The sequence below is a fragment of the Pseudofrankia inefficax genome, from assembly GCF_000166135.1.
In the GTDB taxonomy this organism is placed as follows: domain Bacteria; phylum Actinomycetota; class Actinomycetes; order Frankiales; family Frankiaceae; genus Pseudofrankia; species Pseudofrankia inefficax.
Genome location: NC_014666.1, coordinates 7,804,469 through 7,830,965 on the forward strand (window position 1 = coordinate 7,804,469; position 26,497 = coordinate 7,830,965).

29 protein-coding genes are annotated in these 26,497 nt (G+C 72.8%); 13 read left to right on the forward strand and 16 right to left on the reverse strand.

Going from position 1 to position 26,497, the window contains the following annotated elements; genetic code table 11:
* Positions 1 to 22: 22 nt before the first annotated feature.
* Entirely contained in the window at positions 23 to 571 is a 549-nt protein-coding gene (locus FRAEUI1C_RS31545) for a type III secretion system chaperone family protein (RefSeq protein ID WP_013427439.1), read from the forward strand.
* 65 nt (positions 572 to 636) lie between these two features.
* Here FRAEUI1C_RS31545 and FRAEUI1C_RS31550 read toward each other — a convergent pair whose 3' ends face one another.
* Together FRAEUI1C_RS31550 and FRAEUI1C_RS31555 are read right to left on the reverse strand one after the other, a co-directional pair.
* Entirely contained in the window at positions 637 to 1,257 is a 621-nt protein-coding gene (locus FRAEUI1C_RS31550) for a nitrobindin family protein (RefSeq protein WP_013427440.1), read from the reverse strand.
* A 15-nt stretch (positions 1,258 to 1,272) separates the two neighbouring features.
* Positions 1,273 to 1,488, reverse strand: coding sequence for a hypothetical protein (locus tag FRAEUI1C_RS31555; protein ID WP_157735105.1), 216 nt, complete (start codon positions 1,486 to 1,488; stop codon positions 1,273 to 1,275).
* Between the two features lie 87 nt (positions 1,489 to 1,575).
* Between FRAEUI1C_RS31555 and FRAEUI1C_RS31560 the strand changes: the two genes are divergently transcribed.
* The 5 genes from FRAEUI1C_RS31560 to FRAEUI1C_RS31575 all read left to right on the forward strand — a co-directional run bounded on the left by FRAEUI1C_RS31560 (position 1,576) and on the right by FRAEUI1C_RS31575 (position 3,960).
* Positions 1,576 to 2,073: a thioredoxin family protein gene (locus FRAEUI1C_RS31560; RefSeq protein WP_013427442.1), complete on the forward strand. Its 498-nt coding sequence runs from the start codon at positions 1,576 to 1,578 to the stop codon at positions 2,071 to 2,073.
* Positions 2,074 to 2,185: 112 nt separating this feature from the next.
* Positions 2,186 to 2,263 carry an Ms5788A family Cys-rich leader peptide gene (locus tag FRAEUI1C_RS42030; RefSeq protein ID WP_368411246.1) on the forward strand — a complete coding sequence of 26 codons (78 nt, stop codon included), beginning with the start codon at positions 2,186 to 2,188 and terminating at the stop codon, positions 2,261 to 2,263.
* A gap of 139 nt (positions 2,264 to 2,402) precedes the next feature.
* Complete coding sequence (locus FRAEUI1C_RS31565) at positions 2,403 to 2,825, forward strand: DUF4395 domain-containing protein (RefSeq protein WP_013427443.1); 423 nt, start codon at positions 2,403 to 2,405, stop codon at positions 2,823 to 2,825.
* Positions 2,822 to 3,655, forward strand: coding sequence for a sulfurtransferase (locus FRAEUI1C_RS31570; RefSeq protein WP_013427444.1), 834 nt, complete (start codon positions 2,822 to 2,824; stop codon positions 3,653 to 3,655). Before FRAEUI1C_RS31565 ends, FRAEUI1C_RS31570 begins: the two co-directional genes overlap by 4 nt.
* 5 nt (positions 3,656 to 3,660) lie before the next feature.
* Positions 3,661 to 3,960 carry a DUF1416 domain-containing protein gene (locus tag FRAEUI1C_RS31575; RefSeq protein ID WP_041259775.1) on the forward strand — a complete coding sequence of 100 codons (300 nt, stop codon included), beginning with the start codon at positions 3,661 to 3,663 and terminating at the stop codon, positions 3,958 to 3,960.
* Between the two features lie 505 nt (positions 3,961 to 4,465).
* Here FRAEUI1C_RS31575 and FRAEUI1C_RS31580 read toward each other — a convergent pair.
* The 6 genes from FRAEUI1C_RS31580 to FRAEUI1C_RS31605 all read right to left on the reverse strand — a co-directional run bounded on the left by FRAEUI1C_RS31580 (position 4,466) and on the right by FRAEUI1C_RS31605 (position 8,562).
* Positions 4,466 to 4,678 (reverse strand): hypothetical protein, encoded by a 213-nt coding sequence (locus tag FRAEUI1C_RS31580; RefSeq protein ID WP_013427446.1) that lies wholly within the window; start codon positions 4,676 to 4,678, stop codon positions 4,466 to 4,468.
* Positions 4,679 to 4,798: 120 nt separating this feature from the next.
* Positions 4,799 to 5,161 (reverse strand): DsrE family protein, encoded by a 363-nt coding sequence (locus FRAEUI1C_RS31585; RefSeq protein ID WP_013427447.1) that lies wholly within the window; start codon positions 5,159 to 5,161, stop codon positions 4,799 to 4,801.
* Between the two features lie 92 nt (positions 5,162 to 5,253).
* Entirely contained in the window at positions 5,254 to 6,021 is a 768-nt protein-coding gene (locus FRAEUI1C_RS31590; RefSeq protein WP_013427448.1) for an LmeA family phospholipid-binding protein, read from the reverse strand.
* Between the two features lie 4 nt (positions 6,022 to 6,025).
* Complete coding sequence (locus FRAEUI1C_RS31595; RefSeq protein ID WP_013427449.1) at positions 6,026 to 7,009, reverse strand: hypothetical protein; 984 nt, start codon at positions 7,007 to 7,009, stop codon at positions 6,026 to 6,028.
* A gap of 303 nt (positions 7,010 to 7,312) precedes the next feature.
* Complete coding sequence (locus tag FRAEUI1C_RS31600) at positions 7,313 to 7,576, reverse strand: MoaD/ThiS family protein (protein ID WP_013427450.1); 264 nt, start codon at positions 7,574 to 7,576, stop codon at positions 7,313 to 7,315.
* A 44-nt stretch (positions 7,577 to 7,620) separates the two neighbouring features.
* Positions 7,621 to 8,562 carry an alpha/beta hydrolase gene (locus FRAEUI1C_RS31605; protein WP_157735106.1) on the reverse strand — a complete coding sequence of 314 codons (942 nt, stop codon included), beginning with the start codon at positions 8,560 to 8,562 and terminating at the stop codon, positions 7,621 to 7,623.
* 122 nt (positions 8,563 to 8,684) lie between these two features.
* Here FRAEUI1C_RS31605 and FRAEUI1C_RS31610 point away from each other — a divergent pair, with 122 nt between their 5' ends.
* Together FRAEUI1C_RS31610 and mshD are read left to right on the forward strand one after the other, a co-directional pair.
* Positions 8,685 to 9,431: a winged helix-turn-helix transcriptional regulator gene (locus tag FRAEUI1C_RS31610; RefSeq protein WP_013427452.1), complete on the forward strand. Its 747-nt coding sequence runs from the start codon at positions 8,685 to 8,687 to the stop codon at positions 9,429 to 9,431.
* A 225-nt stretch (positions 9,432 to 9,656) separates the two neighbouring features.
* Positions 9,657 to 10,634, forward strand: coding sequence for a mycothiol synthase (gene mshD / locus FRAEUI1C_RS31615; protein ID WP_013427453.1), 978 nt, complete (start codon positions 9,657 to 9,659; stop codon positions 10,632 to 10,634).
* Between the two features lie 18 nt (positions 10,635 to 10,652).
* Here mshD and FRAEUI1C_RS31620 read toward each other — a convergent pair whose 3' ends face one another.
* On the reverse strand, positions 10,653 to 11,030 hold the full coding sequence (locus FRAEUI1C_RS31620) for an STAS domain-containing protein (RefSeq protein WP_013427454.1): 378 nt from the start codon (positions 11,028 to 11,030) through the stop codon (positions 10,653 to 10,655).
* A 223-nt stretch (positions 11,031 to 11,253) separates the two neighbouring features.
* On the opposite strand from FRAEUI1C_RS31620, the gene FRAEUI1C_RS38730 reads away from it, so the two are divergent.
* Positions 11,254 to 11,799, forward strand: a complete 546-nt coding sequence (locus FRAEUI1C_RS38730; protein ID WP_049807041.1) for a hypothetical protein — start codon at positions 11,254 to 11,256, stop codon at positions 11,797 to 11,799.
* Positions 11,800 to 11,854: 55 nt separating this feature from the next.
* On the opposite strand, the gene FRAEUI1C_RS31630 is transcribed toward FRAEUI1C_RS38730, so the two are convergent.
* The 3 genes from FRAEUI1C_RS31630 to FRAEUI1C_RS31640 form a co-directional block, all read right to left on the reverse strand.
* On the reverse strand, positions 11,855 to 12,226 hold the full coding sequence (locus tag FRAEUI1C_RS31630) for a hypothetical protein (protein ID WP_013427456.1): 372 nt from the start codon (positions 12,224 to 12,226) through the stop codon (positions 11,855 to 11,857).
* Between the two features lie 255 nt (positions 12,227 to 12,481).
* A complete protein-coding gene (locus FRAEUI1C_RS31635) occupies positions 12,482 to 13,141 on the reverse strand; it encodes a pentapeptide repeat-containing protein (protein WP_013427457.1) in 660 nt (219 codons plus the stop codon).
* 31 nt (positions 13,142 to 13,172) lie between these two features.
* Positions 13,173 to 13,937: a TMEM165/GDT1 family protein gene (locus FRAEUI1C_RS31640; RefSeq protein ID WP_013427458.1), complete on the reverse strand. Its 765-nt coding sequence runs from the start codon at positions 13,935 to 13,937 to the stop codon at positions 13,173 to 13,175.
* Between the two features lie 521 nt (positions 13,938 to 14,458).
* Here FRAEUI1C_RS31640 and FRAEUI1C_RS31645 point away from each other — a divergent pair.
* Complete coding sequence (locus FRAEUI1C_RS31645; protein ID WP_013427459.1) at positions 14,459 to 15,310, forward strand: TylF/MycF/NovP-related O-methyltransferase; 852 nt, start codon at positions 14,459 to 14,461, stop codon at positions 15,308 to 15,310.
* Positions 15,311 to 15,469: 159 nt separating this feature from the next.
* On the opposite strand, the gene efeB is transcribed toward FRAEUI1C_RS31645, so the two are convergent.
* From efeB to efeU, 3 genes are all read right to left on the reverse strand, one after another.
* Positions 15,470 to 16,720 (reverse strand): iron uptake transporter deferrochelatase/peroxidase subunit, encoded by a 1,251-nt coding sequence (efeB, locus tag FRAEUI1C_RS31650; RefSeq protein ID WP_013427460.1) that lies wholly within the window; start codon positions 16,718 to 16,720, stop codon positions 15,470 to 15,472.
* Positions 16,721 to 16,811: 91 nt separating this feature from the next.
* On the reverse strand, positions 16,812 to 17,960 hold the full coding sequence (gene efeO / locus FRAEUI1C_RS31655; RefSeq protein ID WP_013427461.1) for an iron uptake system protein EfeO: 1,149 nt from the start codon (positions 17,958 to 17,960) through the stop codon (positions 16,812 to 16,814).
* A gap of 147 nt (positions 17,961 to 18,107) precedes the next feature.
* Positions 18,108 to 19,067: an iron uptake transporter permease EfeU gene (gene efeU, locus FRAEUI1C_RS31660; protein ID WP_232425189.1), complete on the reverse strand. Its 960-nt coding sequence runs from the start codon at positions 19,065 to 19,067 to the stop codon at positions 18,108 to 18,110.
* Positions 19,068 to 19,389: 322 nt separating this feature from the next.
* On the opposite strand from efeU, the gene FRAEUI1C_RS31665 reads away from it, so the two are divergent.
* Positions 19,390 to 19,698 (forward strand): hypothetical protein, encoded by a 309-nt coding sequence (locus FRAEUI1C_RS31665; RefSeq protein WP_157735108.1) that lies wholly within the window; start codon positions 19,390 to 19,392, stop codon positions 19,696 to 19,698.
* Between the two features lie 263 nt (positions 19,699 to 19,961).
* Here FRAEUI1C_RS31665 and FRAEUI1C_RS31670 read toward each other — a convergent pair whose 3' ends face one another.
* The gene (locus FRAEUI1C_RS31670) at positions 19,962 to 21,602 is read right to left on the reverse strand and encodes a hydantoinase B/oxoprolinase family protein (protein ID WP_013427464.1); all 1,641 of its coding nucleotides are present in this window, start codon (positions 21,600 to 21,602) and stop codon (positions 19,962 to 19,964) included.
* A 110-nt stretch (positions 21,603 to 21,712) separates the two neighbouring features.
* On the opposite strand from FRAEUI1C_RS31670, the gene FRAEUI1C_RS31675 reads away from it, so the two are divergent.
* Both FRAEUI1C_RS31675 and FRAEUI1C_RS31680 read left to right on the forward strand, forming a co-directional pair.
* Positions 21,713 to 23,215 (forward strand): dipeptidase, encoded by a 1,503-nt coding sequence (locus FRAEUI1C_RS31675; protein WP_013427465.1) that lies wholly within the window; start codon positions 21,713 to 21,715, stop codon positions 23,213 to 23,215.
* 146 nt (positions 23,216 to 23,361) lie between these two features.
* Complete coding sequence (locus tag FRAEUI1C_RS31680; protein ID WP_157735109.1) at positions 23,362 to 26,298, forward strand: WD40 repeat domain-containing protein; 2,937 nt, start codon at positions 23,362 to 23,364, stop codon at positions 26,296 to 26,298.
* Positions 26,299 to 26,497: the final 199 nt, after the last annotated feature.

Consider the following 26,497-nt stretch of genomic DNA (forward strand, 5'->3'; position numbering starts at 1 on the left):
CGAGGTAGGAGGCTTGTCGTTCATGACCACGACGACGACCGAAGCAGGCGCTGCCGTGCCCGACGCCCGGGCTGGCGTGACGGGGCGGATCAGCGAGGCCGAGCGTGACCGCCTCGACGCGGTCATCCACCGGGCGCTCGACGAGCTCGAGCTCTCCTACGAGCACCCGGCGCTCGGGACCTTCCTCGTCACCCTGGAGGGCGAGCACAAGCTGCGGACGATGACCTGGCTCGTCGTCCAGGACCACACCCTGCTGGTCGAGGCGTTCTTCATGCGCAAGCCGGCGGAGAACGCGGCCGGGACGTACGCCTTCCTGCTCAGCCGCAACGCCAAGACGTACGGGGTGCACTTCTCGATCGACCGGATCGGCGACATCTTCCTCACCGGCCAGGTCCCGCTGACCGCCGTCAACGCCGACGAGATCGACCGGCTGCTCGGCTGCGCGGGCACGTACGCCGACGAGAACTTCGACCCCGCGATCGCGCTCGGCTTCGCTCAGGCTGTCGCTCGGGAGAAGGCCTGGCGGGCGAAGGTCGCCGCCGAGGCCCGCGCCGCCCGCGCCCAGGAGTAGACCCCGCGGTGGCCTCGACTTCGGCTTGCGACCTCGCGGTGAAGGAGTGCGCGGGGCCGCGCCGGTCAGCCGACCTTGCGAAGGCGGGCCGAGAGGTGCGGCTGCAGGGGCTTGCCGCCGGCCTCCATGTCGATCGCGTAGGCGAGGTCGCCGCCTTCGACGATCCCGTAGAGCCGGACGGAGCGGGTCACGTCGCGGGCGGTGGCCGTCCGGATGACGACGTTGTGCTCCAGCTCGATCTTCGTGCCGTCCAGCGAACCGACGTAGATCTCGGAGATGCCGAACGGGTGGGCGAGCATGACCTCGACGAGCCGGCGCCCGGGGCTGTCCGGGTCGTCCTGCAGCCGCCAGAAGCCGGTCTCGGTGGCCAGCGGGCTACCGGGCACGCGGCCGTCCCGCGGCTCGTCGGCCCACCAGGTGGTCGACGCGTAGCCGAGCGCCGGCCGGCCGGTGGTGACGAAGGTGATCTCCTGCTCGTAGCGGAAGTCAGCGAGCCCCTCGTACCCGCCGACGCCCTCACCGCGCCAGGTGCCGACCAGGAAGGCCAGCGGGGCAAGGCTCGGGTGCAGGTCGGGGAGGCCAGGGTTCTCGACGTCAGGGTTCTCGACGTCAGGGTTCTCGACGTCAGCGTGCTGTGCGCTCAGGTCGGGGCTCGACCCCGCCGCCGGGCCGGTCGTGCTCGCCACCTGGTCCTCCTCGTGTCACGGCGCCGCCGGGGAGCTGGTGCCCGAGCCCGGGCGACGCGCGGGCGGCCGGTCTGGTCCGGCCGCGTCGGGCACCGATGATCGCACCTCGGCCGCCAGGGACCCGTGTCGGCCCTGGTAGAGCGCGTAGGCCACGCTGGCGCAGCCCCAGGCGATCAGCAGCGCGGCCAGGGCCAGCAACCCGGTGAAGACGTACTGCATGCTCCCCGCCACAGGACGGCGTTGTGTGCGGACTCCCCGACCTTACGACGGCGAGGCCACTGGGAATATCCCGCGGCGCCAGCGACGCTTGTGCGTGCTGTGACCGGGCTATGGGTTCTGCTGGCCGCGATCGTGGCCGCCACCGCACTGGGGCTGACGCTGCGCCGCCGCGACGGCCGGTTCCGGCCCGGCCGTCGCGGCGGCGCAGCGCCCGCGCCCGTCGCGCCGCCCGCGCCCGCCGCATCAGAGGCACCTGCCGCGGGATCCCTCGCCGCGGAGCTGTCCGCGCTGGGGCAGCCGGGCGGCGAGCAGGCGACGCTCCTGCAGTTCTCGACCGCCTTCTGCGCGCCGTGCCGGACCACGCGGGTCGTCCTCGCGGACGTGGCGCGGATCGTGCCCGGCGTGGCGCACATCGAGGTCGACGCGGAGGAGCACCTGGACCTCGTCCGCAGGCTGGGTATCCGCCGGACGCCGACCGTGCTGGTGCTGGACGCCGACGCCCGCGAGATCAGCAGGGCGAGCGGTGCTCCGCCCAGCCGGGCGGCCGTGATCGCCGCGCTCGGCCCGGCCGTGCCGCTGGACGAAGACCTCCGCTGACCGGCCGACGAGACCCCCGGCGAACGCCGCCGGACGCCGTCTGGAAAAATCATCCGGTTCAGCAGCGAACCGTTAACACCTACGTGACGCCGGCTGCTAACGTGGCACCGTTATGTTCACGACACATTTGATCAAGCGCCGCGCGGTGGATCTATGCCGCGTGGGCAGCTGCTTGTGTCGACTTTCCTGATCGGGCGCTAAGCCCAGGCATGCTCACGGCCGGATGGCCGGGCACTCGCCACCGCGAAGGTAGATCTGGCGGATTCCGCCGGCCCGCCAAGGACCCACGGCCTCGCCGCCTCCGCCTCGCAGTCAGGAAGAAGATCCACATGGTTGACCCCCGAGGTCTGCGGTTCGCCGCGGCCATCACCACGGTCGTGCTAGCCGTCGCCCTCCTCACCGGCAGCCCCTGGGTGCTGCTGGCGCAGCTGGTCATCTTTCTCGTCGGAGCCGTGGGTGGGGTGCGCCGCGCTCCCTATGGGCTGCTCTTCCGGTACCTGATCCGGCCGCGGCTCGGCCCTCCGGCCACCACCGAGGACCCTGTCCCGCCTCAGTTCGCACAGGCCGTCGGCGCCGTGTTCGCCGCCGTCGGTGTCATCGCCTTCCTCGCCGGTATCCCCGTGCTGGGATACGTGGCGGCGGCGTTCGCGTTCGTCGCGGCATTCCTGAACGCCGCGTTCGAGTTTTGTCTCGGTTGTCAGCTTTACCTTTTCATTCGAACCATCACCACCGCGAGAGGAGCCCGCGCATGAGCCGCGAGCAGGCGCTGGTCGACGCGAGTTGGGCCGAGGCGCACCTGACCGATCCGTCGGTCGTGATCGTCGAGGTCGACGAGGACGTGTCCGCCTACGACAAGGGCCACATTCCGGGGGCCGTCCGGCTGGACTGGAAGTCCGAGCTGCAGGACCCGATCATCCGTGACTTCGTGAGCAAGGAGGCCTTCGAGGCCCTCCTGTCCGGCAAGGGCATCTCGAACGATGACACGGTCGTTCTTTACGGCGGCAACAACAACTGGTTCGCCGCCTACGCCTACTGGTACTTCAGCCTGTACGGCCACGCGGACGTCCGGCTGCTCAACGGTGGCCGCAAGAAGTGGGAGCTCGACAGCCGCGAGCTGACCCGGGAGGTCACCCCTCGCCCGGCCACCACGTACAAGGCCAAGGAGGCGCGCACGGACATCCGCGCCTTCCGCGACGAGGTCATCGCCGCGATCGGCGAGAAGGCCCTCGTCGACGTCCGGTCGCCAGACGAGTTCTCCGGCAAGCTGCTCGCCCCGGCCCACCTGCCGCAGGAGCAGTCGCAGAAGGCCGGGCACATCCCGACCGCGAAGAACATCCCGTGGGCGAAGACCGCCAACGAGGACGGCACCTTCAAGAGCAACGACGAGCTGACCGCGCTGTACGGCGAGGCCGAGGTCGACCTCTCGAAGGAGATCATCGCGTACTGCCGGATCGGCGAGCGCTCGGCGCACACCTGGTTCGCGCTGCACGAGCTGCTCGGCCTGCCGAACGTCAAGAACTACGACGGTTCGTGGACCGAGTACGGCGCGCTGGTCGGCGTCCCGGTCGAGAAGGGCGCCTGAGCAGCATGTGCGGTGCAGTCGCTGGCGGGCCGTCCACTGAAGGGATTGACGTGGCCAAGGAAACCGTAATTCAGGGAATCGTCGTCAAGGGCGGCGAGCCGGTCTCGTCCGGCTACGCTCGGCTGCTCGACGAGGGTGGTGACTTCACCGCCGAGGTGCCCCTGTCGGCGACGGGCCAGTTCCGTTTCTTCGCCCGTCCGGGCACCTGGACCGTCCGTGCGCTCGTGCCCGGCGCGTCCGGCGAGCAGAAGGTGTTCGCCCGCCAGGGCGAGCCGGTCGAGGCCCGCGTCGAGGTCTCGGCTTAGGCGGGCGTCTCGATACTCAGGATCCCGGGCGGTCGCGACCGCCCGGTGTCCCGGCCGCGGACCGACGGTCCGTGGCGGAATGGACGCCTGAGTTGACGTCGAAGGCGGTGGAGGATCTCTCCTCCACCGCCTTCGTCGCGTCCAGGACGCCTTTTCGTGGAGACGCTCCGGTGTCGGCACAAGCCGAGCCGAGCGGATACCGCCATCGCGGGGCCAAGTGCCGTCGAGTCTTACCGCGCGATCGTTCACCCGCGCCTCTGACGGCCACCAGGTATGACGGACAGCATCGCCGCGATCACCGTCGAGACTGATCCACAGCTAGCAGCTGAAGATCCACCAGACGCGGCGCAGCGGTGTCAGGTCCCGCAAGATCTGCCCGTTCTGATCGGCGATATGGCCCTCTGGTGGTTACGAAACAGGCTCGCGTACGACCATCAGAGGGCCGAAACGGCGATCATGCCGTCCGCCGCCTCGGTTCAGCCGGTCCGCCTTCCGTCAGTTCGGCTCAGGTCGGGCGTCGCGGGGCTGGGATGACCGGCGGGGCCGGTGGAGCGGCCAGCACCATGGGCCGGACGGTGAAGTGCCGCATCTCGTTGTCGACGGCGAAGGTCGCGGCGGCGCCACGGTCGGGAAACGGGGCGACGACCTGACGGACGTCCTGGCGTCCGGCCCCGTCGTACTGGACGACGGCGTACAGAGCTTGCGCCTCGAACATCATATGATCATCTAACCGCATCCACGCAAAGTCACGGAATCACTCCATGGTGTGCCTACAGTGGTCCGTACCCGCGACCGCGCCGGACTGGGGATGCTCTGACCGTTTTTCCCGGGTAGTGCCTCAGTAGACGAGAGCCCGGGCACCGTCGGTCATGACCTCGGCCACGAAGGTGGCGGCGCCGGCGATCCGGACGCCGTCGATGACGTCCCCGGGGCCGATCGAGCGGCGGGCGGCGCACTGGGTGCACAGGGTCACCGTTCCGCCGGCCAGGACCGCGTCAAGGAGGTCGGGCAGGGGTGCCGCCTCCGGCAGGGAGAACTCCGCGGCCCGGCCCGGCAGCGCGAACCAGGCCGACTCCCCGGTCAGCCACAGCGAGACGGCCACTCCGCTGCTGACGGCGACCGAGGCGACCGTGAAGGCCTGCGAGCAACGCTCCGGCGCGTCCGTACCCGCGGTCACCTTGATGACTAGCGATCGACTCATCCCGCCAGTCTCGTCCCCACCGAACGGCCGGGGCCACCGGCCTCGCGGCCGCGGGCCGGTGCCGGGAGCCGCCCGCGCCGGACGGCCCGGAGTCAGCCGGTCGGGGCCGGGGTCGGAGTGATCGCCGTCGTGTCGATGATGACGTTCGTACCGGCGGCGCTGAACCGCATCCGGTCGGGCAGGACCGTCGCGGCCGTCAGTTTCAGGTTGAACGGCAGGCCCTCCACCGGGACCGTCACGGTCAGCAGCTTCACCACCTCGTCATGCAGCTGGGGCGGCAGCAGGCCCGCGATGCCCTGGCTGAGCTCCCGCGGGGTGTAGGTGAAGGCTGCCGGCTTCACCCCGATGTCGGCGGTGCCGTCGAACGGGTAGCTCTGCCCGCCCCAGTTGATGGTCGAGGTGATCTTGACCGCCGACCCGGCCGCGCCGATCTGGATGTTCGTGACGAGCGCGCCGGGCTGGTTCTGGGTAGCCAGGTAGGCGTTGATGTCGGTGTAGGTGAGCTCGACGTCCGCGTCGAGGCTGTCGACCGGGATCCTGGTGACGTCACCGCCGATGATGCTGGAGAGCGGGACGTGGACGCCGTCGAGGTGCGAGCGCACCCGGTCGACGCGCAGGCCGTTCTCGGTGAGGCCGCGGACGTCGACGTTGACGTCCCGGTAGTCGCCCTTCACGACCTGCGGCAGGAACAGCGCGCCGCCGATCGAGACGGACGGCTTCGTCGGCAGGTTCTGGCTGCGTTGCGTCTGCGTGGCGATCTGGTCCGAGACCACGTGAACCGCGAGGCGGTCCGCCACGAATCCCAGAACCAGCAGCACCACGACAACAACCAGCGTTATGCGAATCGCTCTACTGCCCACCGGATCATCCTGGCAAATGCCGCCCAACCAGGTAGACGAGAGGTGCCGCGACCGTCAGGGGCGCTACAGCGGCCAACAGGACAGCGGCGACGGATCTCGCCGGGAACGGTGGAACCCGCGCCCCGCCCGCCGCGACCAGCACCGCGGGCGATCCCAGGCCCGCCTCCCCGCGCTCGCGGACGCGTCGCGCCGGCCGGGCCGGCGTTCCGTCGGGGGACGGCTTCGGCTGCGGTCCGGACGCGGCCGGCACCGTCCCGCCGGCCGCCGAGGCGGCGAGCGCGGGTCCCGCGCGCGCGATCAGCACCCCCATCACCGCGGCGGCGAGGGCGCCGGCGGCGGCCAGCAGCGCACCTGAGCCGGCCGACAGCTCGTCGACGAGCCCGCCGTAGCCGGCGCCCAGGCCAGTGCCGGCGGCGAGCCCCAGCCCGCCCGCCAGCAGCGAGCCGGCGCCGAGGAGCCCGGCGAGCCAGGCCACCAGGACCGCGCCGCCGATCCCGGCCAGCCCGACGGCGACGAGCAGGTCTCCCGGTGCCGGCGCGCCGGGCTGCGCCCGCAGCGCGAGCAGCCCGGCGAGGAAGGCGACCAGGGTGCCGCCGCCGAGCGCGGCCGCGAGCTCCGCCGTCACCCGCGCGCTGGCGGGCGCGGCCGCCGCGGACCCGTCGCCCGCGCTGGCCGGCGCGGGCGGGACGCCGACGCGGCGCCGGCGGAAGAGCTGGTAGACGATCACCACGGCGAGTCCGGCGCCGATGACACCGGCGATGCTGCCGAGGTCGTGCCTGGTCGCGCCGAGCACGGCGCCGTCGGCGGTCAGCGCGGCGGCGGCAAGCAGCAGCACCGTCGGCCGGGACGCCCGCAGCACGGCGACCCAGGCCCAGCCGAAGGCCAGCTGCTCGACGAGCAGCACGGCCGCCAGCTCCGGAGTGCCGGCCATGGCGGCGGCGGCCGGCAGGGCGGCGGCCAGGGCAGCGCAGAGCAGCGCGACGGTCATCCACCGCCCGGCGGCAGGCGTGGCCCGCCGCGGCGACGGCCCGGCTGGCGCGGATGGGTTCGAGGAGGAAGGGTCCGAGGAGGGGGGGTCACGGAACGCCGCGGGACCCGCCGATCCGGCGGGGGCGCAGGTCCGTGGCTCGCGGGCGCGCACACCCTCATGCTTGCACGACACCCCGCCGCTGCCCGGCCGACCAGGCATGTTCATCCGATCGGCCGTGATATGGCCCTGGCGGCACTGGCGCGGGTTTCAGCCACAGGTGAAGGGGCGCGGGTTTCAGCCACAGGTGAAGGGGCGCGGGCTTCAGCCACCGGCGAAGGGCGGCAGCGCCTCGACGACGCTGCCGGGGCGCAGCGGGATCGTGGCCGGGTCACGCCTGCCGGCGGGCTGCTCGTCGACGAGGAACGAGCAGCGGGCGAGCACCTCGGCGAGCCGGTGGCCATGCCGCTCGGTCGCCACGGCGATCACCGCGGCCAGCGTGTCCGCCTGGAGCCGCTCCTCCGCGGCGCCGGCCGCGTCCCGCGCGGCCGCCCAGTACCGGACGGTCACCTCCGCCACTTCCGTCACCCCGGCTCCCTTCGTCGACTCAGATCATCCCGCTCCCCGGAAGGTCACGCCGTCCCGGGGCGATTGCCGGTATGTTTCACTCGCGTTTCCCAACTGTTATCCACGTCGAGCTCGGAGCCGTCCCGGTGCCCATCCAGGAGATCTGGGAGATACCTCCCGATCCTGTCGACGAGCCCCGGGATCGCTCCGGCCTCCGCGTGCCCGAAGCCGGGCACGAGCCACAGCCGGGCCGACGGGCCGGCCGCGGCGGCGAGTGCCCGCGGGTGCTCCAGCGAGAAATACCCATCCAGCTCACCATGGACGATCAGCGTCGGAGCGGGCGCGATCTGCCCGATCAGGTCGACCGGCGCGGCCGGCTGTTCGGCGGGCACGAGCGACCACGGCGGTGCCGGAATCCGCACACCGAATCCGAGTCGGGCGACCAGTCGTCCGGTCGACGTCTCGGCCATCCAGTGAATGCGGCGCATCGGCGCGGTATCACGTACGAACCATCGACTGGTGGCGCTGACAGCGACGACGGCGTCCGGAGTGTGACGCAGCAGACGGCCGTGAACGGCTGTTCCGGAACGCGCCAGCGCGGCATGTCTCACTACGGCCGCACCGCCCATCGACCACCCGACAGTGACCACGCGGTCATATCCGAGTCGCCGCGCCTCGCCCACGGCAGCATCAACGTCGAACACCTCGCGGTCACCGAACGTGCAACGACCGGTGGAGCTACCGTGACCCCGCGTCTCGATCAGCAGCACGCTCGCGTGCCAGCGCAAGCCCTCGGCGACGGAGCGCACCGGTCGCCGGGCGATGGTTCCCGAGAATCCCGGGACGACCACAGCCGCTGGTGGCCGTGGTCCGGCCCCCACCAAAGGGCCGTAATCGAGCAACGCAGTGGCCAGAATCTCAGCGTCGGCGGTCGGGAGAACCCGGTAGACGGTGGGAGCGCAGTCGAGCACTCCGCTATCCTCCTCACGTACCGATGTGCGTTTCATGCCCATGACGGTCGTGAGACGCCGCAGTCCGACTTGTGTCAACCAAGGCCAAGAACGGACCGCTCGGCACCACTTGGGTCGACGCTGCCCCACCACCATCCGCCGCACCTGGAGGAGCCGTCTTGAGCGTCGTCCTTTTGCTCACCAACGCCCCCGGTCCGTCCGCCGAGTCCTTCCCATCACTCGGCCTGCTCACCCACACCGTGCGCGTCGCACCGCTGGAGGCCAGCGCGCTGCTCGACGCCCCGCCGGTCGACGTCATCGCCGTGGACGGACGGCGTGAGCTCGTCATCGCCCGAGGCCTGTGCCGCCTGCTGCGCACGACGGGCCTCACCACCCCGCTGCTCGCCCTGGTCACCGAGGGCGGCCTCGCCGCGGTCTCCGCCGACTGGGGTGTCGACGACGTGGTGCTCGACACGGCGGGCCCGGCGGAGGTGGAAGCCCGGCTGCGCCTCGCGATCGGCCGGGTAGCCGCCGCTGGCGGGACCGCCGAGGCCGGCGTCATCCGTTCGGGCGACCTCTCCGTGGACGAGACCACCTACTCCGCCAAGCTGCGTGGCCGTCCGCTCGAGCTCACCTTCAAGGAGTTCGAGCTGCTCAAGTACCTCGCCCAGCACCCGGGCCGGGTGTTCACCCGTGCCCAGCTGCTGCAGGAGGTCTGGGGCTACGACTACTACGGCGGCACCCGCACCGTGGACGTCCACGTCCGGCGGCTGCGCGCCAAGCTCGGCGCCGAGCACGAGTCGATGATCGGTACGGTTCGGCACGTCGGTTACAAGTTCGTTGCCCCGCCGATCACCCCGCTGCCGGACACGAACGCCGCCGGCCGGCTCGAGCGCGACGAGATCCGCACTCCCGAGCGCGTCTGACCTCCGGGCGGCGGACCCACCTCCCGAGGCCAGCTCGCGGCTCTCCCCGGGCCGGCGGTCCCCTTCCCCTGGGCCGACGGGTTCGCGCTCCCTGACATGCGGCAAGTTCGACGCGGCGCCGGCCAGCAGGCCGGCGCCGCTTCGGCGTCCGCCGGCGAATCCGGCCGCCGGTCCGCTTCGTCCCCGGTTCGTGCGGCACGAGCGGACCTGGCTTACCGTCGGCTGGTGAGCTTGCTGAGCTGGTCGGACACTCTGTCCGCGGGACAAGCCGCCGGCATCGGCACGCTGGTCGCCGCGGCGCGGGCCGCCGACGGTGTCGGGCCAGTCTCGGACGACGTGGCGCTGACGCTGCGCCCGGGTGCCGGCGCCTCGCCCGGCCGGTCTCATCTGGTCGCCGCCGACGAAGCGGGTGCCGTCACCGGGTACGCCCAGCTGGCCCGGGCCGGCGACGGCGCCTGGGAGGCTGAGCTGGTCGTCCACCCGGCCCACCGGCGCCACGGCGTCGGAACGCGGCTGGTCGCGACACTGCTCGACGCCGTGCGCCAGGCCGCGCCGGCGGTACCAGCCCGGCCGGCCACGCTGGACATCTGGGCGCACGGCGACTCGGCCGCGGCCGCGGCGCTGGCGGACCGGGCCGGGTTCTCCCGTGGCCGCGTGCTGCTGCAGCTGCGCCGCCCACTGGCCGGCCTCGACGGGGCCGACCTGGCCGAGCCGGTCTGGCCGGCCGGCGTGACGGTGCGGACGTTCGAACCGGGGAAGGACGAGGGCCGCTGGCTCGCGCTGAACGCCCTGGCCTTCGCGAGCCACCCGGAGCAGGGCCGCTGGACCGAGCAGGACCTGCTGCCCCGCGAGGCGGAACCCTGGTTCGACGCGGCCGGCTTCTTCCTGGCCGAACGGGGCGACGACCTGGTCGGCTTCCACTGGACGAAGGTGCACCCGGTGGATCCCGCGCCACCGGCCGGGGCCGCGGCGGGGCCGATCGGGGAGGTCTATGTCATAGGCGTCGATCCGGCGCGGGCCGGCGGCGGCCTGGGCCGGGCTCTCACCCTGGCGGGGCTGCGCCACCTGCGGGACGACCGGGGCCTGGCCGCGATCATGCTCTACACCGACGAGGACAACGTCCGGGCGGTACGGATGTACGAGGGGCTTGGATTCAGCCGCTACGCGGTCGACACGCAGTACCGCGCCACCGTCAGGCTTTAGCCCGTGCCGGGCCACCGGTCAGTTGCGGCGGCTCGCGGGACGCGGGCCGGTGACCGCGGCCACGGCCGGCGGTTCACGCACGCCGCCCTCGACCTCCAGAACCGCCGTGAGGTTCGTGACGTGCAGCAGGCGGCAGGCCATGTCGTTGAGGTTGCGGAGGATCAGCCGCCCGCCGGTGGAACGCTGCCGACGGTGCGCGTAGAGGATGACGGCCAACCCCTGCGAGTCGAGGAACCCCACCTCGGCGAGGTCGACCACGATCTCGCTGACGCCCGCCATCCGGGCGTCCATCAGAGCCTCGCGCAACGGGTCGAGGGACGAGTAGTCGATGTCGCCCTCTGGCCGGATCACGATGGCATGCGGGCCTGTCACTTCGACGCTCACTCTAAGGATCATCGCTCCCCGCCACCGCCGGTCCAGGCCAATCGATCGATGCCCTACCCCTCTCCGTGCACGCTCACACCCCGTCCACCAAGTTCACCCACCGCATCCCCACCGGTCCGGACGGCGACCCGAACGCGCGACCGGCGAGCCCGAGCCCGGCGGTCTCGGGCCGGTCGCCAAAAGGTCCCCGCCTCGCGGGGTGGGATCGGGCCGACTCCGGTGCGATCTTTCGATCATGCGTGATGAACAGGCCCGTACCCCCAGCCAGCGCACCGCGGCGCCGGGACCCGCGTCGGCCGTGGCTTCCAGCCACCCGACGCTGGCCTTCCCCGGCGAACGAGACCGGAGCGGAGTCACGTTCCTGCACCGGACCGACGGAAGCTCGGTCACCGTCAGCACCCAGCCCGGGGGTGCCACGGGGGATCGGGTGGTTCTGCTGCGGCTGCAGTCACCGCTGCTCGACGCCGTCAACGCGGTCTACCTGCGGCCGGCCGAGGCCGACCGGCTCGCCGACGGGCTGACGCACGCCGCCGAGGTCACCCGCCGCGACCTCGCCGCGGGCGGGGCCGCTGACCGGGTCCGGACCGACGGCGAAGAGGCACGTCGGGCGCCGGCCGGACGGCGCGTCGTCGTCGTGGGCGAGGGAACCAGCGCGCAGGGCCTGTGCGCCGTGCTGGCCGAGCTGCCACCAGGGGCAAGCCTGCGGGATTTCAGCTCGGACGCCGACCTGAGCCTCGTGTTCGCGCTGCCGGCGCCGGACGCCGGGCCGGAGCCCGGCTAGGCCCGACACCTGGGCTGTTGCCCCGGCAAGGCGAAGGCCCGCCGACCAGCGCGGCTCAGCCGCGGGTCAGCCGAGCCTCAAGCTCCGCGCGGTCAGTGACCCAGTAGGGGCCGTCATCCTCGACGACATCGGCCAGGAGCACGTGATGACGACCGGCGTGGCCATTCGGGAGCAGGCAGGTCAGGCCGTCGGCGCGGCAACTGGGCGCGACGACGGTCTTCGGCACGGTCCAGAGCAGCCAGACCTCGTCGTCGCCCCAGCCCTGCAGGACGGCGGTGTGGTCGCCCTGATGGCCGTGCTCGAGCGCGCAGGTCACCTCGTCGGGCACCTCGTACGCGGCCCCGGGCACGTCACCGAGCCGCTGCGCGATCTCCTCCGGCACCCGCTGCCATTCGCCACAGGCGCCATCGTCCACGGTCTCGCCCACGCCCCACTCACCTCCGCCGAAGCGGCCACCCGGATCGCCGACTGTGGTCGACCTCGCGGTGCCCGCGCTGTCCACGACGACAGGACGTCTCCGAGCCCGCGAGCTTCGCCCGACGGAACGGCTCACACCCTGTCGACGCACCGATATAAGCACGCTGGGTCGCGGGTCCCGACACCGGGTCGAAACGATCCGTACAGAACTAGTTACTCGTAGAACCCATCACCGGGCCGCCTGGACCTTTCAGTGACAGGAATGTCACTGAAAGACGATGCCGAGCGCGGTCGCGAGCGACGGGGCGAGACCCACCAGGTCCCCGGCGCCGACCTGGGCGCCGGCCAGGCCGTCGGCGCCGGTCACCCGGTCGAACCGGCAGTCGGCGAACCGCGCGGCGACGACGGTCATGCCGGAGAAGTCGGCGCCGGTCAGGTCGCAACGGATGAACTCGACGTGGTCGAGCCGGCTCCTGGTCAGATCCAGCCCGGTCAGGTCACAGTCCTCGAAGCGGCAGCGGTGCAGCCGGCAGAACCGCAGGGTCAGGCCGTCGGCGCGCACACCGGTCAGGCGGGCGTCATGGATCTCGCCGCTCACCCAGACGGCGCCGGACAGCCGGCCACCGTCGACGGCCACCCTGGTCGCCGCGCCACCGTCGGCCACGGTCCCCGCGAGCGCCACCTCCCGGGCCGCGACGTCCCGCAGGGTGACGCCGGCCAGGTCGCCACCGACCACGCGCAGCCTCGCCAGCCGGGCCCCGACCAGCGTGACGTCGCGTCCGTTCCCGTCGCCGGTGGTGGCGAGCAGGTCGGCGAGCTCGACGGGCTCCGCCGGGCCGGGCGCCGGCGCGCCCGGCGGCTCGGACGGGAGATCCGGAACCACTGGAGCCCAGGGATCGCCCCGCCGCCGCGCCGTCGTCGCCATGGGAACAGCATGCCGGGTCGCGCCGGCCGGCTCAGCCGCGGATGACGTCGACCAGGCTGATGACCGCGAGGACGACGAACGCCGCCGCCGCGACCCGGGTGATGACCTTCACCGGGATGACCCGCAGCAGGCTGCGGCCGCCGGCGATCGCGAGCCCGGCGACGGCCCAGAGCGCGAGGACCGCGCCGAGCCAGACCGACACCGGCGAACCGAACCGGGCGGCGAGGTTGGCCGTCGAGATCTGGGTCAGGTCACCCATCTCGGCCACGAAGATGACGGTGAACGACGTCGCCGCCACCCGCCAGAACCCACGCGGCGTCTCCCGGGCCTTCTTGCCGCCCGCGGTCACCACACCCGCCGCCGCCACGCCGGCCGCCGAGGCGTCTGTCGCCGACGAGGGCTCGTCGGACCGGGCCACGCTGGCGGCGCCCACCGGACCCGGCCCGGCCTCAGCCGTCGCGCCCGGCCCGTCCGGGCCGACAGCCTGCGCGACCTCCCGCTCGGCCTCGGCCTCCTCCTCGGCCTCGTCGTCGTTGCCCTCCCGGTAGACGAGGACCGCCCCGATGACGAACAGCGCGAGGGCCACGGCGTCGACGACGCGGTGTGGCAGGAGCGTGAAGACGCTGCCGACGGCGACCGCCAGCGTGACGTGCACGAGGAACGCGGCGGCGACCCCGATCCACACGTGCAGCGGCCGGAACCGGCTGCCGAGCACCAGGCTCGCGACGAGGGTCTTGTCGGGCAGCTCAGCAAGAAAGATGACGCCGAACGTTACGAGCGCGGCGGTAAGGCTCACGGCCTGGCCCTTCTTCTCGGGCCGGGCCGTGGCGCGGGGACGCCTTCGACCCGGCGTCGCGAACCGGATCGAAGGTCTCGCCCACCCGACCGGTTCCGAGACCGACCAGGCCCAGCCGCCGGGCCTGCGCCGCGTACCGGCCGGCCGTTGCCGACCCGCCTCACGACGCCGCCAGTATGTCGACGACAGGGCCGCCCGACACGGGCCTACCGAAACAGCAGGCATGCCGGACAGCAGGGCTACTCCCCTTCTGGGCTCACCTTACCCAGGCCTCGTGGGACGCAGGACCCCGTTGCGGCGTCCATCACCCCGCCGCAAGCGGACGTGACCTGGCCAGTCCGCCCCGGCCAGTCCGCCGGACGCTTCGCCCCAAAAGGGCCCAGCCCGGCCCACAGATGCGACAGACCGCTATGAAATCATCGCCCGGGCACCGCCCACGGCAGACGTACCTGGTCTGTCGACGGCGGCGCGCGGCCCGCGGTCGAGGACCCGTAGTCGAATCCGTAGTCGAGGAGAGGCGCATGGCTTCCAAGAAGCAGGTCGCGACGTACGCGAACCAGGCCAAGTCGACCCTGCGCAGCGCGGTCCGGCAGGCGGGCTTCGACGTCGTCCGGCGCCGCGCCGGGTTCGACCTGCCGGGCATGGACGCGCTGGCCGTCTCGACCATCCGGGAGACGTCGCCGTACACCATGACCGACCCGTCGAAGGTCTTCGCGCTCATCCAGGCCGTCCGCTACCTGGTGAACAACCGGATTTCCGGCGACATCGTCGAATGCGGCGTCTGGGCCGGCGGTTCGGCGATGGCGGCCGCGCGCACGCTGCTCCAGCTCGGCGACACCTCACGCCATCTCTACCTGTTCGACACCTTCGAGGGGATGCCGGCGCCGACCGGGGCCGATATCGCCCCGGATGGGCAGACCGCCGAGAACCTGCTGGCTCACGCCGACCCGACCGACCCCGCGTCCGCCTGGTCGATCGTGCCGCTGGAACAGGTCCGGACCAACGTCGCCCAGATCGGCTACCCCGAGGACAAGATCCACTTCGTCAAGGGCCTGGTCGAGCGGACGGTGCCCGCGCAGGCACCGGAGCGGATCGCGCTGCTGCGGCTGGACACCGACTGGTACGAGTCGACCCGGCACGAGATGGAGCACCTGTACCCGCGGATCACGCCCGGTGGGGTGCTGATCGTGGACGACTACGGCTGGTGGAAGGGCTCCCAGCAGGCCGTCGACGCCTACCTCGCGACCCACCGCATCCCGATTCTGCTCAACCGGATGGGGCCCGAGTGCGGCGCGATCGGCGTCGTCCCGGCGGCCGGCGCGGCCCCTGCGCGGCCGGTGTCCCCGTCAGCGGCTGGCGCCAAGACCTTCTGACGCCACGCCCTCCGGCCCTACCCGGCCCCCAGCCGCCAACTTCGGTTCAAGATCGCCGTCTTGGCCCTGGAGTGGTCGCGGACGGTCCCAGAACACGACCAGTCAAGGGCCAAAACGGCGATCATCTCGACCACCGGGTCGGGCTGGCCAGCGCCGGGCTCAGGCGAACAGGCCTCGGGCCCAGTAGTCGCCGCCGGTGGCGGAGACGCCCGGGGGGACGGCGAACAGCGCGCTGCTGGTGTGCCGGATGTACTCGTTCAGCGCGTCCGACTGGGCCAGCCTGCGCTGGACCGGGACGAACCCGGTGCGCGGATCGCGTTGGAAGGCGATGAAGAACAGGCCCGCGTCGAGCTGACCGGTCTGCTGGTCGACGCCGTCGGTGTACGAGTAGCCCCGCCGCAGCAGCGTGATGCCGCCATTGGTGGCCGGAGCGGCGAGCCGGATGTGGGCGTCGGCCGGGATCACCTGGGCGCCGTCCTCGCCCTTGGCCGCGAGCGGCACCGGGTCGAACTCCGTCTCCGCTCCCAGGGGGGCGCCGGTGTCCTTCCGCCGGCCGAAGACGTCCTCCTGGTCGGCGAGGAAGTCGCGGTCCCACGCCTCCAGCAGCATCCGGATCCGGCGGGTGACCACGTAGGTGCCGCCCCGCATCCACGCCTGGTCGGTGTCCGGGCCGACCCAGACATGGGTGGCGAGGGACTTGGTGTCCTCTCGCTTGATGTTGTTCGTGCCGTCCTTGAAGCCCATCAGGTTGCGCGGGGTCTGCTGGGCGGAGCTGGTGGTGCTCGTCCGGCCGAATCCCAGCTGGAACCAGCGCAGGACGGCGGTGCCCTGGGCCAGCCGGCGCAGGTTGCGCACGGCGTGGAAGGCGACCTGCGGGTCGTCGGCGCAGGCCTGGATGCACAGGTCGCCGCCGCCGCGGTCGGGCTCGAGCTCGTCGCGGGGCATCGCGGGGATGTCGGCGAGCGCCGCCGGCCGCCGGGCGCTCAGGCCGAAACGGTCGTCGAACAGCGACGGGCCGACGCCGAAGGTGATGGTCAGGTTGGCCGCGGACAGGCCCAGCGCCTCGCCGGTGTCCCTGGGCGGCGACTGCGGCGCCGACTCGACGTCGCTGACCGGCTCGCCGGCCGCCATCCGGCTGGCGGCGTCGGTCCAGATCCGCAGCAGGTCACGCAGCTCGTCGCGGGTCACACCGGCCGAGACGTCGAAGGCCGCGAAGGCCAGCCGGTCCTGCGCCGCGGTGCTCACCCCGGCCTGCTGCGGGCCGTGGAACGCGACGACGTCTCGCGGCGCGCCGGCCGGCGGCTTCGAACCGTCGTCCGAGCAACTGGCCAGTGTCGCCGCCCCTGCCCCCGCCAACCCGGCCGCGCCGAGCAGCGCCCGGCGTCGAGAGAGCCCACGCTGCTCGGCCATCACTGCTGAATCCCCTCGTGATCTTCCTGGGAGGTACCCACCGCCTGGCGGCCGTCCGGCTTCTCGCTCGAACGGCCGCCCGTGCGGTGCCTTACTGCACGATCGTCCCGGCCACCTGCGACAGCGGCTCCGCCAGCGCGTCGACGGCCTGCGAGAGGGTCTTGCGCTGGGCCTCGGTCACCTTGTCGTAGGAGACGTAGCCCGTCCCCTCCTTGTACGGCGCCATCGCGGCGTACATGTCGGTGAAGCGGCCCTGGACCGTCGAGGCCAGCGTCGGGTTGATCTTCGACAGACCCGGCTGGAGCAGGGTGAACGCCTTGTCCGCGCCATCGATGTTGCCCTGCATGTCCAGCAGGTCGAGCTTGCTGTAGCGCTCTTCCTCACCGGTGATCTTCGACTGGCCCACCTCGTCGAGCAGCTCGGTCGCGCCGTTGGCGACCTGGGCCGGCTGGTAGGTCGTCGTGGCGACGAGCGTGTTCAGCTTGCCGACGTCGGCCTGCAGCTGGTCGGCGATCGGGCCCATCCCGTCCAGCGACTTGTCGGCGAAGATGGCCTTCTCCAGGCGGTGGAAACCGGTCCACTTCGCCGGGTCGTCGACGTCGTCGATCCGGGCGTCAATGGCGGGGTCGAGATCCCCGAACGCCTCGGCGACCGGCTCGATCCGCTCGTAGTTCAGGCGCGGCGCGCCGTAGAGGGCGGCGGCCTGGGTGAGGTCGCCGGCCTTGACCGCGGCGACGAACGGCGTCGTGTTGGTCACCAGCTCCGCGACCTGGGCCTTCACGTAGTCGGCGTACTGGGTGGCGGCCGTGTTGAGCGCGGTGACCACCTCCGGCGAGAGCGTGGTCACCGCGGCACCGGAGGCCGCCTGGGTGACGACGAAGTCGACCTTCTCCGGGCCGCCCTTCGCGCCCGGGCAGTAAAGCTGGTACTTGCCCGGCTTGACGTTCAGCGAGAACGTGCCGGAAAGGCCCGGCGTGAGGTTCTCCTTCTCACCGAGAATCGTGTCGCCGTTGAGCAGCTCGGCCTCGGTGATGGCGTCGGCGTCCTTGTTTGTGATCTTGAACGTCGTCGCCCCCGCCGGAATGGTGGCCGGGTCGGCAGTACAGCCCTTGGACGAGATCGTCACGTTGACGGTCTGCTTGCCGGCGCTCGTCCCGGATCCCGACGAGCTGCCTCCGCAGGCGGCGCACGCGGCGGTGATGACGGCGATGGCGCTGAACGCGAGTGGTGCGCGGCGCACGGAGTACCCCCAGTATTTGTGAGTGTTTGTTTGTGTGGGCGGACAGCCCCGGGCGGGACCGTGGGCTGTCCAGCCACCAGCTGCCCTGGCCGCGGCGGGCCCGGCCAAGGCGCCGGCGTATTGCGGCCGCTGGTGTTCGACGCGGTGCTATTTCCGGGGAGCCGGCTCCGGTTGGAGCTCACCCGTCGACGTCTGTGCCGCCGTCCCGGCGGGCGCCGACCCGACAGTCGCCGGCACGGTGGTGTCGGGGGCGGAGCCCTGCGGTGTCGCGGTTTCCGCCGCCACGGGTGCCGTCGTGGCCGCCGCGGCGGGAGACCCGCGCCGCCTGGTCGGCCAGGCGATGAACAGCACCAGCGGGACGAGATAGACGATCCAGGCCACGAACTCGGCGACGACCGGGCGCGGCTGCAGCCCCAGCACGCCGGTCAACACGCTGGCCAACGGCGTACCCGGCCGCACAAGCCACGACATGTCGAACATCTGCTTCTGGCCGGCATTCAGCCAGCCAGCCTCGTGGCCGGTGTGCGCGGCCGTCGCAAGCAGTCCGGCGGCGACCAGGACGAGAACGAGCCCGGTAACCCGGAAGAAACGGGAGAGGTTGATGCGCACGCCGCCGCGGTAGATACCAATACCAATGACAACCGCGACGAGCACACCGAGGAGCGCTCCTATGCCCGCGCTGGCGGGCGAAGTGCTCGCGTTGAAGGCCGCGATCAGGAATACGGCCGTCTCGAAGCCCTCCCGCAGCACGGCGAGAAAGGCCATCGCGACCAGGGCGCCGGTGGACCCCGTCTCGAGCGCCGACGCGGTCGCGTTCTCCAGCGAGCGCTTGAGGTCGCGGGAGTTGCGTCGCATCCACAGGATCATGTAGGTGACCATCGCCACCGCTATGAGCCCGATGACGGTCTCCAGCCCCTCTTGCTGGCGCTGCGGCAGCTCCCGGTCGACCGCCTGCAGGGCGATGCCGACGGCCAGGCAGAGCACCAGAGCCAGGCCGACACCGAACCAGACCTGGCGCAACGCGTCGCGCCGGCCGCGCTGCCGGAGGAAGGCGGCGACGATGCCGACGATCAGGGATGCTTCCAGCCCCTCCCGCAGCCCGATCACAAAAGTGGGAAGCACCGGCCACCCCTTCCCTTCGCCACTCCGGACCGACTCAAGCTGACCTAACCTAAGGCAAGCTTGCCTAACTTAGGACAGCCTTACCCTTAGACGCAAGAGCCTCCAGAACGACGATGCCCGGACTCCTGGCCCACCGAGGTGGGCAGGCCAGGCCATCGAAAACGACACGAAAGCAATAGAACGCGGGCCGTGACGGGCGAGCGGGCTAGCCACTCCGGTCGGCACCAGACCGTGCACATGGCGACACGTGAGCAGGAGCGGAGCCCACGACGTTGCCTTACTCGAACACACGTGCGAACGTTGACCTGTGACTGGGACCGGTCGGCCAGAGGCCGGGGTGCGGATCGTGATCGACGGCCAGGCGTTCGAGCTGCCGGCCGACACCGACCCGGAGGAACTGCGCCGACGCGTCGCCCAGGCCGTCTTCCGCTGCGAGGTCGAGCAGCTCCACCTGGCGAACGGCCGAACCATGCTCGTCAACTGGCGCTCCGTCCGCACCATCCAGATCGAGCTGGGCAGCCCCGCCCGCCGCCGCGCCCAAGGCCTCCCCACGGCCGCCTACCCACCGGCCCTCGCCGAGCACCCGCCGCCCGGCGACCGCCCGCCCACCCCCTAGACGGATCGCGGTCGTGCCGTGGCCGGGCGGGAACCACGGCCACGTTCCCCGCACGGCCGCGATCCCCCAACCACCGAGTCACTGAGGCCGCTGGCGTGGAGCCAAGTAGCCGTTCATGATCGCCGTTTGGGCCCTGGGGTGGTCGTAGAAACGCTCCCGTCGCGACCATTCCAGGGCCCAAACGGCGATCAAGTCCATGCAAAACCACGCTCTGCCGGTCAGACCGCGGCCGGCCCGCTCATGATCTAAAAGGGGACTGGTGGTCAGCCGGGGGTGCCCCAGCCGCCGCCGCCTGGGGTCCGGATCGTGACGACGGAGCCGGCGGTGAGGGGGCGGCTGGTCTTGGGCGGGAGGAGGTCGCCGTCTACGTCGTTGTGGCCGACGGCGCCCGGCGCGCCTCCCTCGGCGCCCTGGGGAGCGTGGCGGCGGCGGTCGGTGAGGACCGAGAGGGTCGCGGGGGCGAGCACCCGGATGGAGCGGACCAGGCCGGCCCCACCGGGGTGGCGGCCCGCGCCGGCGGTCGTCTCGTCGAGCTCGTAGCGCTCGACCCGCATCGGGTATTCGAGCTCCAACGCCTCGATCGGGGTGTTCAGCGTGTTCGTCATCCCGACGTGGACCCCGGACGGGCCTGGGCCGCGTGCCGAACCGCCCGCGCCGCCGGCGAGGGTCTCGTAGTAGGTCCAGCCGTCCCCGCCGATCACGAGGTTGTTCATCGTCCCCTGGCCCTGTGCGGGCAGCACGGGCAACGGGTCCGCGCCGGCGGCCGGCCCGCCGGGCCGGGCCGCGCGGGCGGCGTCGACGGCCGCGCCGAGCGCGGCGAGCACCGTGTCGGCGATCCGTTGGGAGGTCTCGACGTTGCCGGCGACGACGGCCGACGGGCGGCGGGCGTCCACCAGCGACCCGGGCTCGGTCACGACGGTCAGCGGCGCGTACGTGCCGTCGTTGGCCGGCACGTCGTCGGGCAGCAGCACCCGCAGCGCGAAGCAGCAGGCCGAGCGGGTCACCGCGCGCGGGCAGTTGACGTTGCCGCGCACGGCCGGGGAGGTGCCGGCGAAGTCGACCGTCAGGCCGTCACCGGCGATGGTCACGCGGACTCGCAACGGGATGTCGACGTCGTCAGCGCCGTCGCCCTCCAGCTCGCTGGCCGCCTCGTAGCTGCCGTCGGGCAGCAGCGCGACCAGCGCCCGGCTGCGCCGCTCGCCGTACCGCAGCACCTCGTCGAAGGCGGCCAGGACGGTGCGGACGCCATGGCGCTCGGCGAGCTCGGCGAGCCGGACGCCGGCCAGCCGGTTCGCGGCGGCCTGCGCGCGCAGGTCACCGCGGCGCAGGTCGGGGGTACGGGAGTTCGCGCAGATCAGGTCGAGGATGTCCTCCTGCCAGACGCCGGCGCACACCAGCCGGACCGGCGGAATGATCAGCCCCTCCGCGAAGATCTCGCGGGAGTCGGCCGGCATCGAGCCTGGCCGCATGCCGCCCATGTCGGAGTGATGTGCCCGAGTGGCCGCGTAGCCGACGATCTCGCCCTCGAAGTCGAGCGGACTGACCAGGGTGACGTCCGGGAGGTGGTTGCCACCGGCGAACGGGTCGTTGAGGACCCAGACGTCACCGGGCCCGTCCGCGGCCTCGGGTGACCGCGCGGCGGCGCGCTCGGCGACCACCCGGACGGACTCGTACAGCGCGCCCAGGTGCACCGGGACGTGCGCCGCCTGCGCGACCATCCGGCCGGTAGCGTCGAACAGCGCGGCCGAGCAGTCCCGCCGCTCCTTGATGTTCGACGAGTAGGCGCTGCGGACCAGCAGCGTCCCCATCTCCTCTGCGATGCCGGCCAGCGCGCTGGACAGCACCGAGAGCGTCACCGGATCCAGCCCGGCCGCCTGCCTGTTCTCGCCGGCCCGGTCGTCCATGCGTCCAGAATCCCAGCCCACGGCCGGACGGCGCGCCCGAGGTGGGCGGGGCCTCGTGATCCGCCATCCGGCGCCGGCACACCTGTGGGGGGCGTGGTCAGATAGTGGCCATGCCCGTCGCCCCCGGCCCGTCCCGGACCTCCCCGACCGCCGGCCTGTCCGGCCGAGACGCCACCGCCGCTCCGGCCGGAACCCCGGGGTTGTCCGACGCCGTCACGCGGGAGCTGGCGGCCGAGGTCGCCGGGCGGGTGCGGGCGTTGATGCCGCGAGCGATCGAGGATCTCGCCGAGCTGGTGGCGCTGCCGAGCGTCTTCGACCCGAAGACCGGGCCGTCGGCCGACTGTGTGCGCGCCGCCGACCTCGTGGCGGCCGCGCTGCGGGACGCCGGGCTGCCGGACGTCCGGCTGGTGGAGACGCCGGACGGCTCGACGTCCGTCATCGGTCACCGCCCGGCCAGCCCGGCGGCCAAGAGCGGGCCGGAAGGCCCGGCGGATGGGCCGACGGTCCTGCTCTACGCCCACTACGACGTCCAGCCGCCCGGCGACGACACGCGCTGGGACAGCCCGCCCTTCGCGCTGACCGAGCGGGCGGGCCGCTGGTACGGCCGGGGAGCCGCCGACTGCAAGGGCAACCTGATGGCGCACCTGACGGCGCTGCGCGCGGTCGGGGACGCGCCGGCCGTCGGGATCAAGGTGATCGTCGAAGGCTCCGAGGAACAGGGCACCGGCGGCCTGGAGCGGTTCGTCGAGCAGCACCCGGAGGTGCTCGCCGCCGACACGATCGTGATCTGCGACTCGGGCAACGTCGCCGTCGGAGTGCCGACCATGACGACCGCGCTGCGCGGCATGGTGAGCGCCGTCGTCCGGGTGACGACCGGGACCAGCGGCATGCACAGCGGCACCTTCGGCGGAGCGACGCCGGACGCGCTGCTCGCGCTCGTCGCGATGCTCGCGACGCTGCACAACGAGGCCGGCGACGTCACGATCACCGGTCTGGCCAACGGCGGTGTCTGGGACGGCGAGGCCTACCCCGAACAGCAGCTGCGCGCGGACGCGCACGTCCTGCCCGGGGTTGACCTGCTCGGCAGCGGGACGGTCGCCGACCAGCTGTGGGCCCGCCCGGCACTGACAGTCATCGGTGTCGAGGCGCCGCCGCTGACCGGCGCTCCGTCGGCGGTGCAGCCGTACGCCGCGGCGCGGCTGAACCTGCGGGTTCCGCCCGGGGTCGACCCGGAGGCCGCCTTCGAGCTGCTCGCCGCCCACCTGCGGTCCGCCGCGCCCTGGCACGTCCAGGTCGAGGTAGAGCTGGAGGGGTTCGGCGCGCCGTTCCGCGCGTCGACGGAGGGAACCGGCTACCGGGCGATGGCCGCGGCGATGTCGCTGGCCTACGGCCGGCCGGTCACCACCGCGGGGCAGGGCGGCGCGATCCCGCTGTGCAACACGTTCGCCCGGACCTATCCGGACGCGGAGATCATGCTGATCGGCGTCGCGGAGCCGGCCTGCCTGATGCACGCGCCGAACGAGAGCGTCGCGCCGAGCGAGATCGAACAGATCGCGCTGGCCGAGGCCCTGTTCCTGCTGGGCTACCCAGCCGGCCAGGCGGCGCGGCCGTAGCGGAGCCGGCGCGGCCTCGCCGGCGTCGACCGACTGAAACAAGGCCCAGCACGCGGTAGGGTCCGAACCCGGCAACCCAGCGCCAAACCCGGCGTCGCCTGGTGCCATTCTTGGGGGTCATGGGACCGCGGGGGGACGAGACTGCTGTGCCCGCTCCCGCACCGCCGCCCTCGTCGGCGCCCGAGCCCGTCCAGGACGCATCTTCCGAGACCGCCGTGACCGAGATCCCGCCGACGCAACCACCGTCGGCTCCGCCGGCCAAGCCGGCCCGGGCCAGGGCGACCCGCACGCGGGCCAACACGCGGGCCAAGTCGACGACGAGCACCACCGAAGCCGCGGCCACGCAAGACGCCGCGACGCAGGCCGCGCCGGCACCGCCGGCGCCGCCGGCGCCGCCGGCCGCCCAGGACACCATGCCGGAACCGGTCGAGACCAGAAGCTCGTCGGTCGGCTCCACCGGCAGCGGGGATCTCGGTGAGTTCCTCCGTTTCCTGATCCCGGACGACCCCACGACGGGGCCGGTCCCGATCCCGCCGCCCGCGCCCGACACGGGGCCGATGCTGCTGCCGCCGATCGACGGGCCGTTCGCCACCGCCGCGGTGACCGCGCCGACCGCCATACCCGGCGACGCGCCGACCCGCACGCGGGCCGCTGGCGCCGACACCACGACCAGGCGCTCTCCGGCCACGAGCGGCACGGCGACGGGCGAGACGGCCACGGAGATGTCGGAAGCGCCCACCTCGGTAAGCGAGGGCGCCGCCGGGGACGACGACCCCGGCAGGGCCAGCCCGGGCGCCGAGAGCCCCGAAGAGGACGCGTCCCAGGAGGAACCGGACGCCTTCGCGGTCGTCGGGGTGCTGCCCGGTCCGGGTCGCCGCCGGTGGGCCTGGGCCCGATGGCTGCGGGTGCGGTGGGCGTGGCTGCTCCTCTGGCCGGTCGCCCTGATCTGGTCGCTGGTGCCGGGCCGGCGCCCGGCGCTGCGCTGGTCGCTGGCCCCGCACACCGAGCCGAAGCCGGAGGGGCCCCGACGGCTGCGCTGGTTCTTCGAGCGCGGCTGGCGACGGTCGCCCCGCTGGTCGCGCCCGCCGCGCGTGTCGGTCCTGCCGGGCTGGGCCAGGAACCGCGTCGACGTGACCTCGCCCGTGTACGCCGTCGCGTTCTCGCCGGACGCGCGACGGCTGGCGACGGCGAGCGGGAACGGTGCCATCCGCCTGTGGAACATCACCGACCCGACCACGCCCCGGCAGCGCTGGACGATCAGAACCCGGTTCGCCGCCGGGCCGGCGGTGGCGTTCTCCCCCGACGGGGCCTGGCTCGCCACCGGCTACGACACCGCGCACGCCGCGCTCTGGCGGATCGACCGGGCGGGCGCGCCGGTGCCCCGGGCGCTGCTCGACCACCCCGGCGGGCTGACCGGCCTGCACTTCTCGGCCGACGGGCGCCGGCTGGTCGGCACGTTCGCCGGCGAGTCCGCCCGGGTCTGGGACGTCACCGTCCCGAGCCGGCCCCGCGTCCTCGGGCGCGCCGGTGACCGGCGGGCGGCGCGCGGCGCGGCGACGTTCCCGGACGGCCGCTGGCTCGCGACGGTCGGCGAGCGGGTCGAGTTCTGGGATGTCTCCTCGGCGCCGGTCCGCCGTACGCACCTGACCGCCGGCGAGGGTCCGCTGTTCGGTGTCGCGGTCGCGCCGGACGGCCAGACGCTCGCGGTGGGGCGCAACGACGGCGCCGTCGACCTCTGGCACACGGTCGACCCGTCGGCGCCGGCGCCACGGGCCTCGATCGACGCGCACTCCGGCTGGGTGACCATGGTCGAGTTCGGCTCGGACGGGCGGTGGCTGGCGACTGTCAGCGCCGATCAGGTCGCGCTGTGGGACCTGACCGACCCGACGGTCCCGGTCGGCCGGCTGCGGGCGCGGCTGCCGGTCACCGCGGTGGCCTTCTCCCCGGCCCGCGGGCTGCTCGCCGTCGCGAGCCTGGACGGATCCGTCAATCTGCTGCGCCCGACGGCGGCGATCGAGCTCTCGCCGGCGGAGCCGGATCTCGTGCCGATCAGGCTCGCCGACCCGGACGGTCTCGAGGACCTCCGCGACCCGGCGAACGCACCGGCGATCCCGCTCCCGGGCGAGCGGCCCAGTTCGAAGACCACGGCGCAGGGCGCGGCCTTCGGGGTGCTGTCCATCTGGCTCGGGCTCGCGCTCGCGCTCAGCCCGCATATGACGCTTGTCCAGGCCCTCACGATCGTGATCCCGGCGGCGCTCGGCCTGCTCATGGTCGTCTTCTGGTGGCCGGCCGTCCTCGGGCCAGACCGTGGGGACACCTCCGAAGACGACAGCCAACCCCCGACCACCGACCTGCCCGGGACGACGAGCCCCGGCCCGGTTTCCACGACCGGGCCGATTGCCGGTCCGCTTCCGATCAAGGGGCCAGCCACAGGCCCAATCCGGACGACCAGACCGCTTCCGCCCACCGGACCTCGTACCGGGCCACTCCCCCGGACCGGCCCGCGAACGGGCCCGCTCCCGAAGACCGGCCCCCGGACCGGCCCGATCCCCACCACGGGGCCGAGAACAGGCCCGATCCCCACGACCGGGCCCAAGACCGGACCGATCCCGACCACAGGACCGAAGACCGGACCGATCCCCACGACCGGACCGAAGACCGGACCGATCCCCACCGCGGGGCCGAGAACAGGGCCGATCCCCACCGCAGGACCGAAGACCGGACCGATCCCCACCGCGGGGCCGAGAACAGGGCCGATCCCCACCGCAGGACCGAAGACCGGGCCGATCCCCACCGCGGGGCCCAAGACCGGACCGATCCCGACGACCGGACCTAGGGCTGGGTCAGCTCCGTACGCGGGGCCTCGCACCGTCCCGCTGCCTCAGACCGGGCCGCTCTCGACCGGACCGGGGACGAGGCCGCTCCCGACGGCCGCGCCGAGAACAGGCACGCGACCCGGCGGGCCCGGGCCGGGCGCGGATCGCGCCGACCGGGTCGCCGGCTCGGCCACCGAACCCGCCACGGGATCGACCGACGGGACGTCCGACGGGGCCACCGCGAGTGATGGCCCGGCGAGCCCCTGAGGCGAACGCCTCGCGCCCCGGCCCCGCGCGTCCGATCAACATCCCCCAAACTGGCTGGCCAGCACCCGACCTGCCACTACGCTCGAAGCGTTCGCCCGGATCCGGGTGGGTGCACGAGTTCGACGCGCGGCTTACCGGGCACGCCAAGCGGCAGCCGGCCCCGGCCCCGTGAACGCACTGCGTTAAGTTAAAGGGATGA

What these genes read in the sequence shown, in the direction of transcription:
- FRAEUI1C_RS31545 (WP_013427439.1), top strand. Translation starts at nt 23, where the DNA reads ATGACCACGACGACGACCGAAGCAGGCGCTGCCGTGCCCGACGCCCGG.
- FRAEUI1C_RS42030 (WP_368411246.1), top strand. Translation starts at nt 2,186, where the DNA reads ATGTTCACGACACATTTGATCAAGCGCCGCGCGGTGGATCTATGCCGC.
- FRAEUI1C_RS31565 (WP_013427443.1), top strand. Translation starts at nt 2,403, where the DNA reads ATGGTTGACCCCCGAGGTCTGCGGTTCGCCGCGGCCATCACCACGGTC.
- FRAEUI1C_RS31570 (WP_013427444.1), top strand. Translation starts at nt 2,822, where the DNA reads ATGAGCCGCGAGCAGGCGCTGGTCGACGCGAGTTGGGCCGAGGCGCAC.
- FRAEUI1C_RS31575 (WP_041259775.1), top strand. Translation starts at nt 3,661, where the DNA reads ATGTGCGGTGCAGTCGCTGGCGGGCCGTCCACTGAAGGGATTGACGTG.
- FRAEUI1C_RS31580 (WP_013427446.1), bottom strand. Translation starts at nt 4,678, where the DNA reads ATGATGTTCGAGGCGCAAGCTCTGTACGCCGTCGTCCAGTACGACGGG.
- FRAEUI1C_RS31585 (WP_013427447.1), bottom strand. Translation starts at nt 5,161, where the DNA reads ATGAGTCGATCGCTAGTCATCAAGGTGACCGCGGGTACGGACGCGCCG.
- FRAEUI1C_RS31595 (WP_013427449.1), bottom strand. Translation starts at nt 7,009, where the DNA reads ATGACCGTCGCGCTGCTCTGCGCTGCCCTGGCCGCCGCCCTGCCGGCC.
- FRAEUI1C_RS31605 (WP_157735106.1), bottom strand. Translation starts at nt 8,562, where the DNA reads ATGAAACGCACATCGGTACGTGAGGAGGATAGCGGAGTGCTCGACTGC.
- FRAEUI1C_RS31620 (WP_013427454.1), bottom strand. Translation starts at nt 11,030, where the DNA reads ATGATCCTTAGAGTGAGCGTCGAAGTGACAGGCCCGCATGCCATCGTG.
- FRAEUI1C_RS38730 (WP_049807041.1), top strand. Translation starts at nt 11,254, where the DNA reads ATGCGTGATGAACAGGCCCGTACCCCCAGCCAGCGCACCGCGGCGCCG.
- FRAEUI1C_RS31635 (WP_013427457.1), bottom strand. Translation starts at nt 13,141, where the DNA reads ATGGCGACGACGGCGCGGCGGCGGGGCGATCCCTGGGCTCCAGTGGTT.
- FRAEUI1C_RS31645 (WP_013427459.1), top strand. Translation starts at nt 14,459, where the DNA reads ATGGCTTCCAAGAAGCAGGTCGCGACGTACGCGAACCAGGCCAAGTCG.
- efeB (WP_013427460.1), bottom strand. Translation starts at nt 16,720, where the DNA reads ATGGCCGAGCAGCGTGGGCTCTCTCGACGCCGGGCGCTGCTCGGCGCG.
- FRAEUI1C_RS31670 (WP_013427464.1), bottom strand. Translation starts at nt 21,602, where the DNA reads ATGGACGACCGGGCCGGCGAGAACAGGCAGGCGGCCGGGCTGGATCCG.
- FRAEUI1C_RS31675 (WP_013427465.1), top strand. Translation starts at nt 21,713, where the DNA reads ATGCCCGTCGCCCCCGGCCCGTCCCGGACCTCCCCGACCGCCGGCCTG.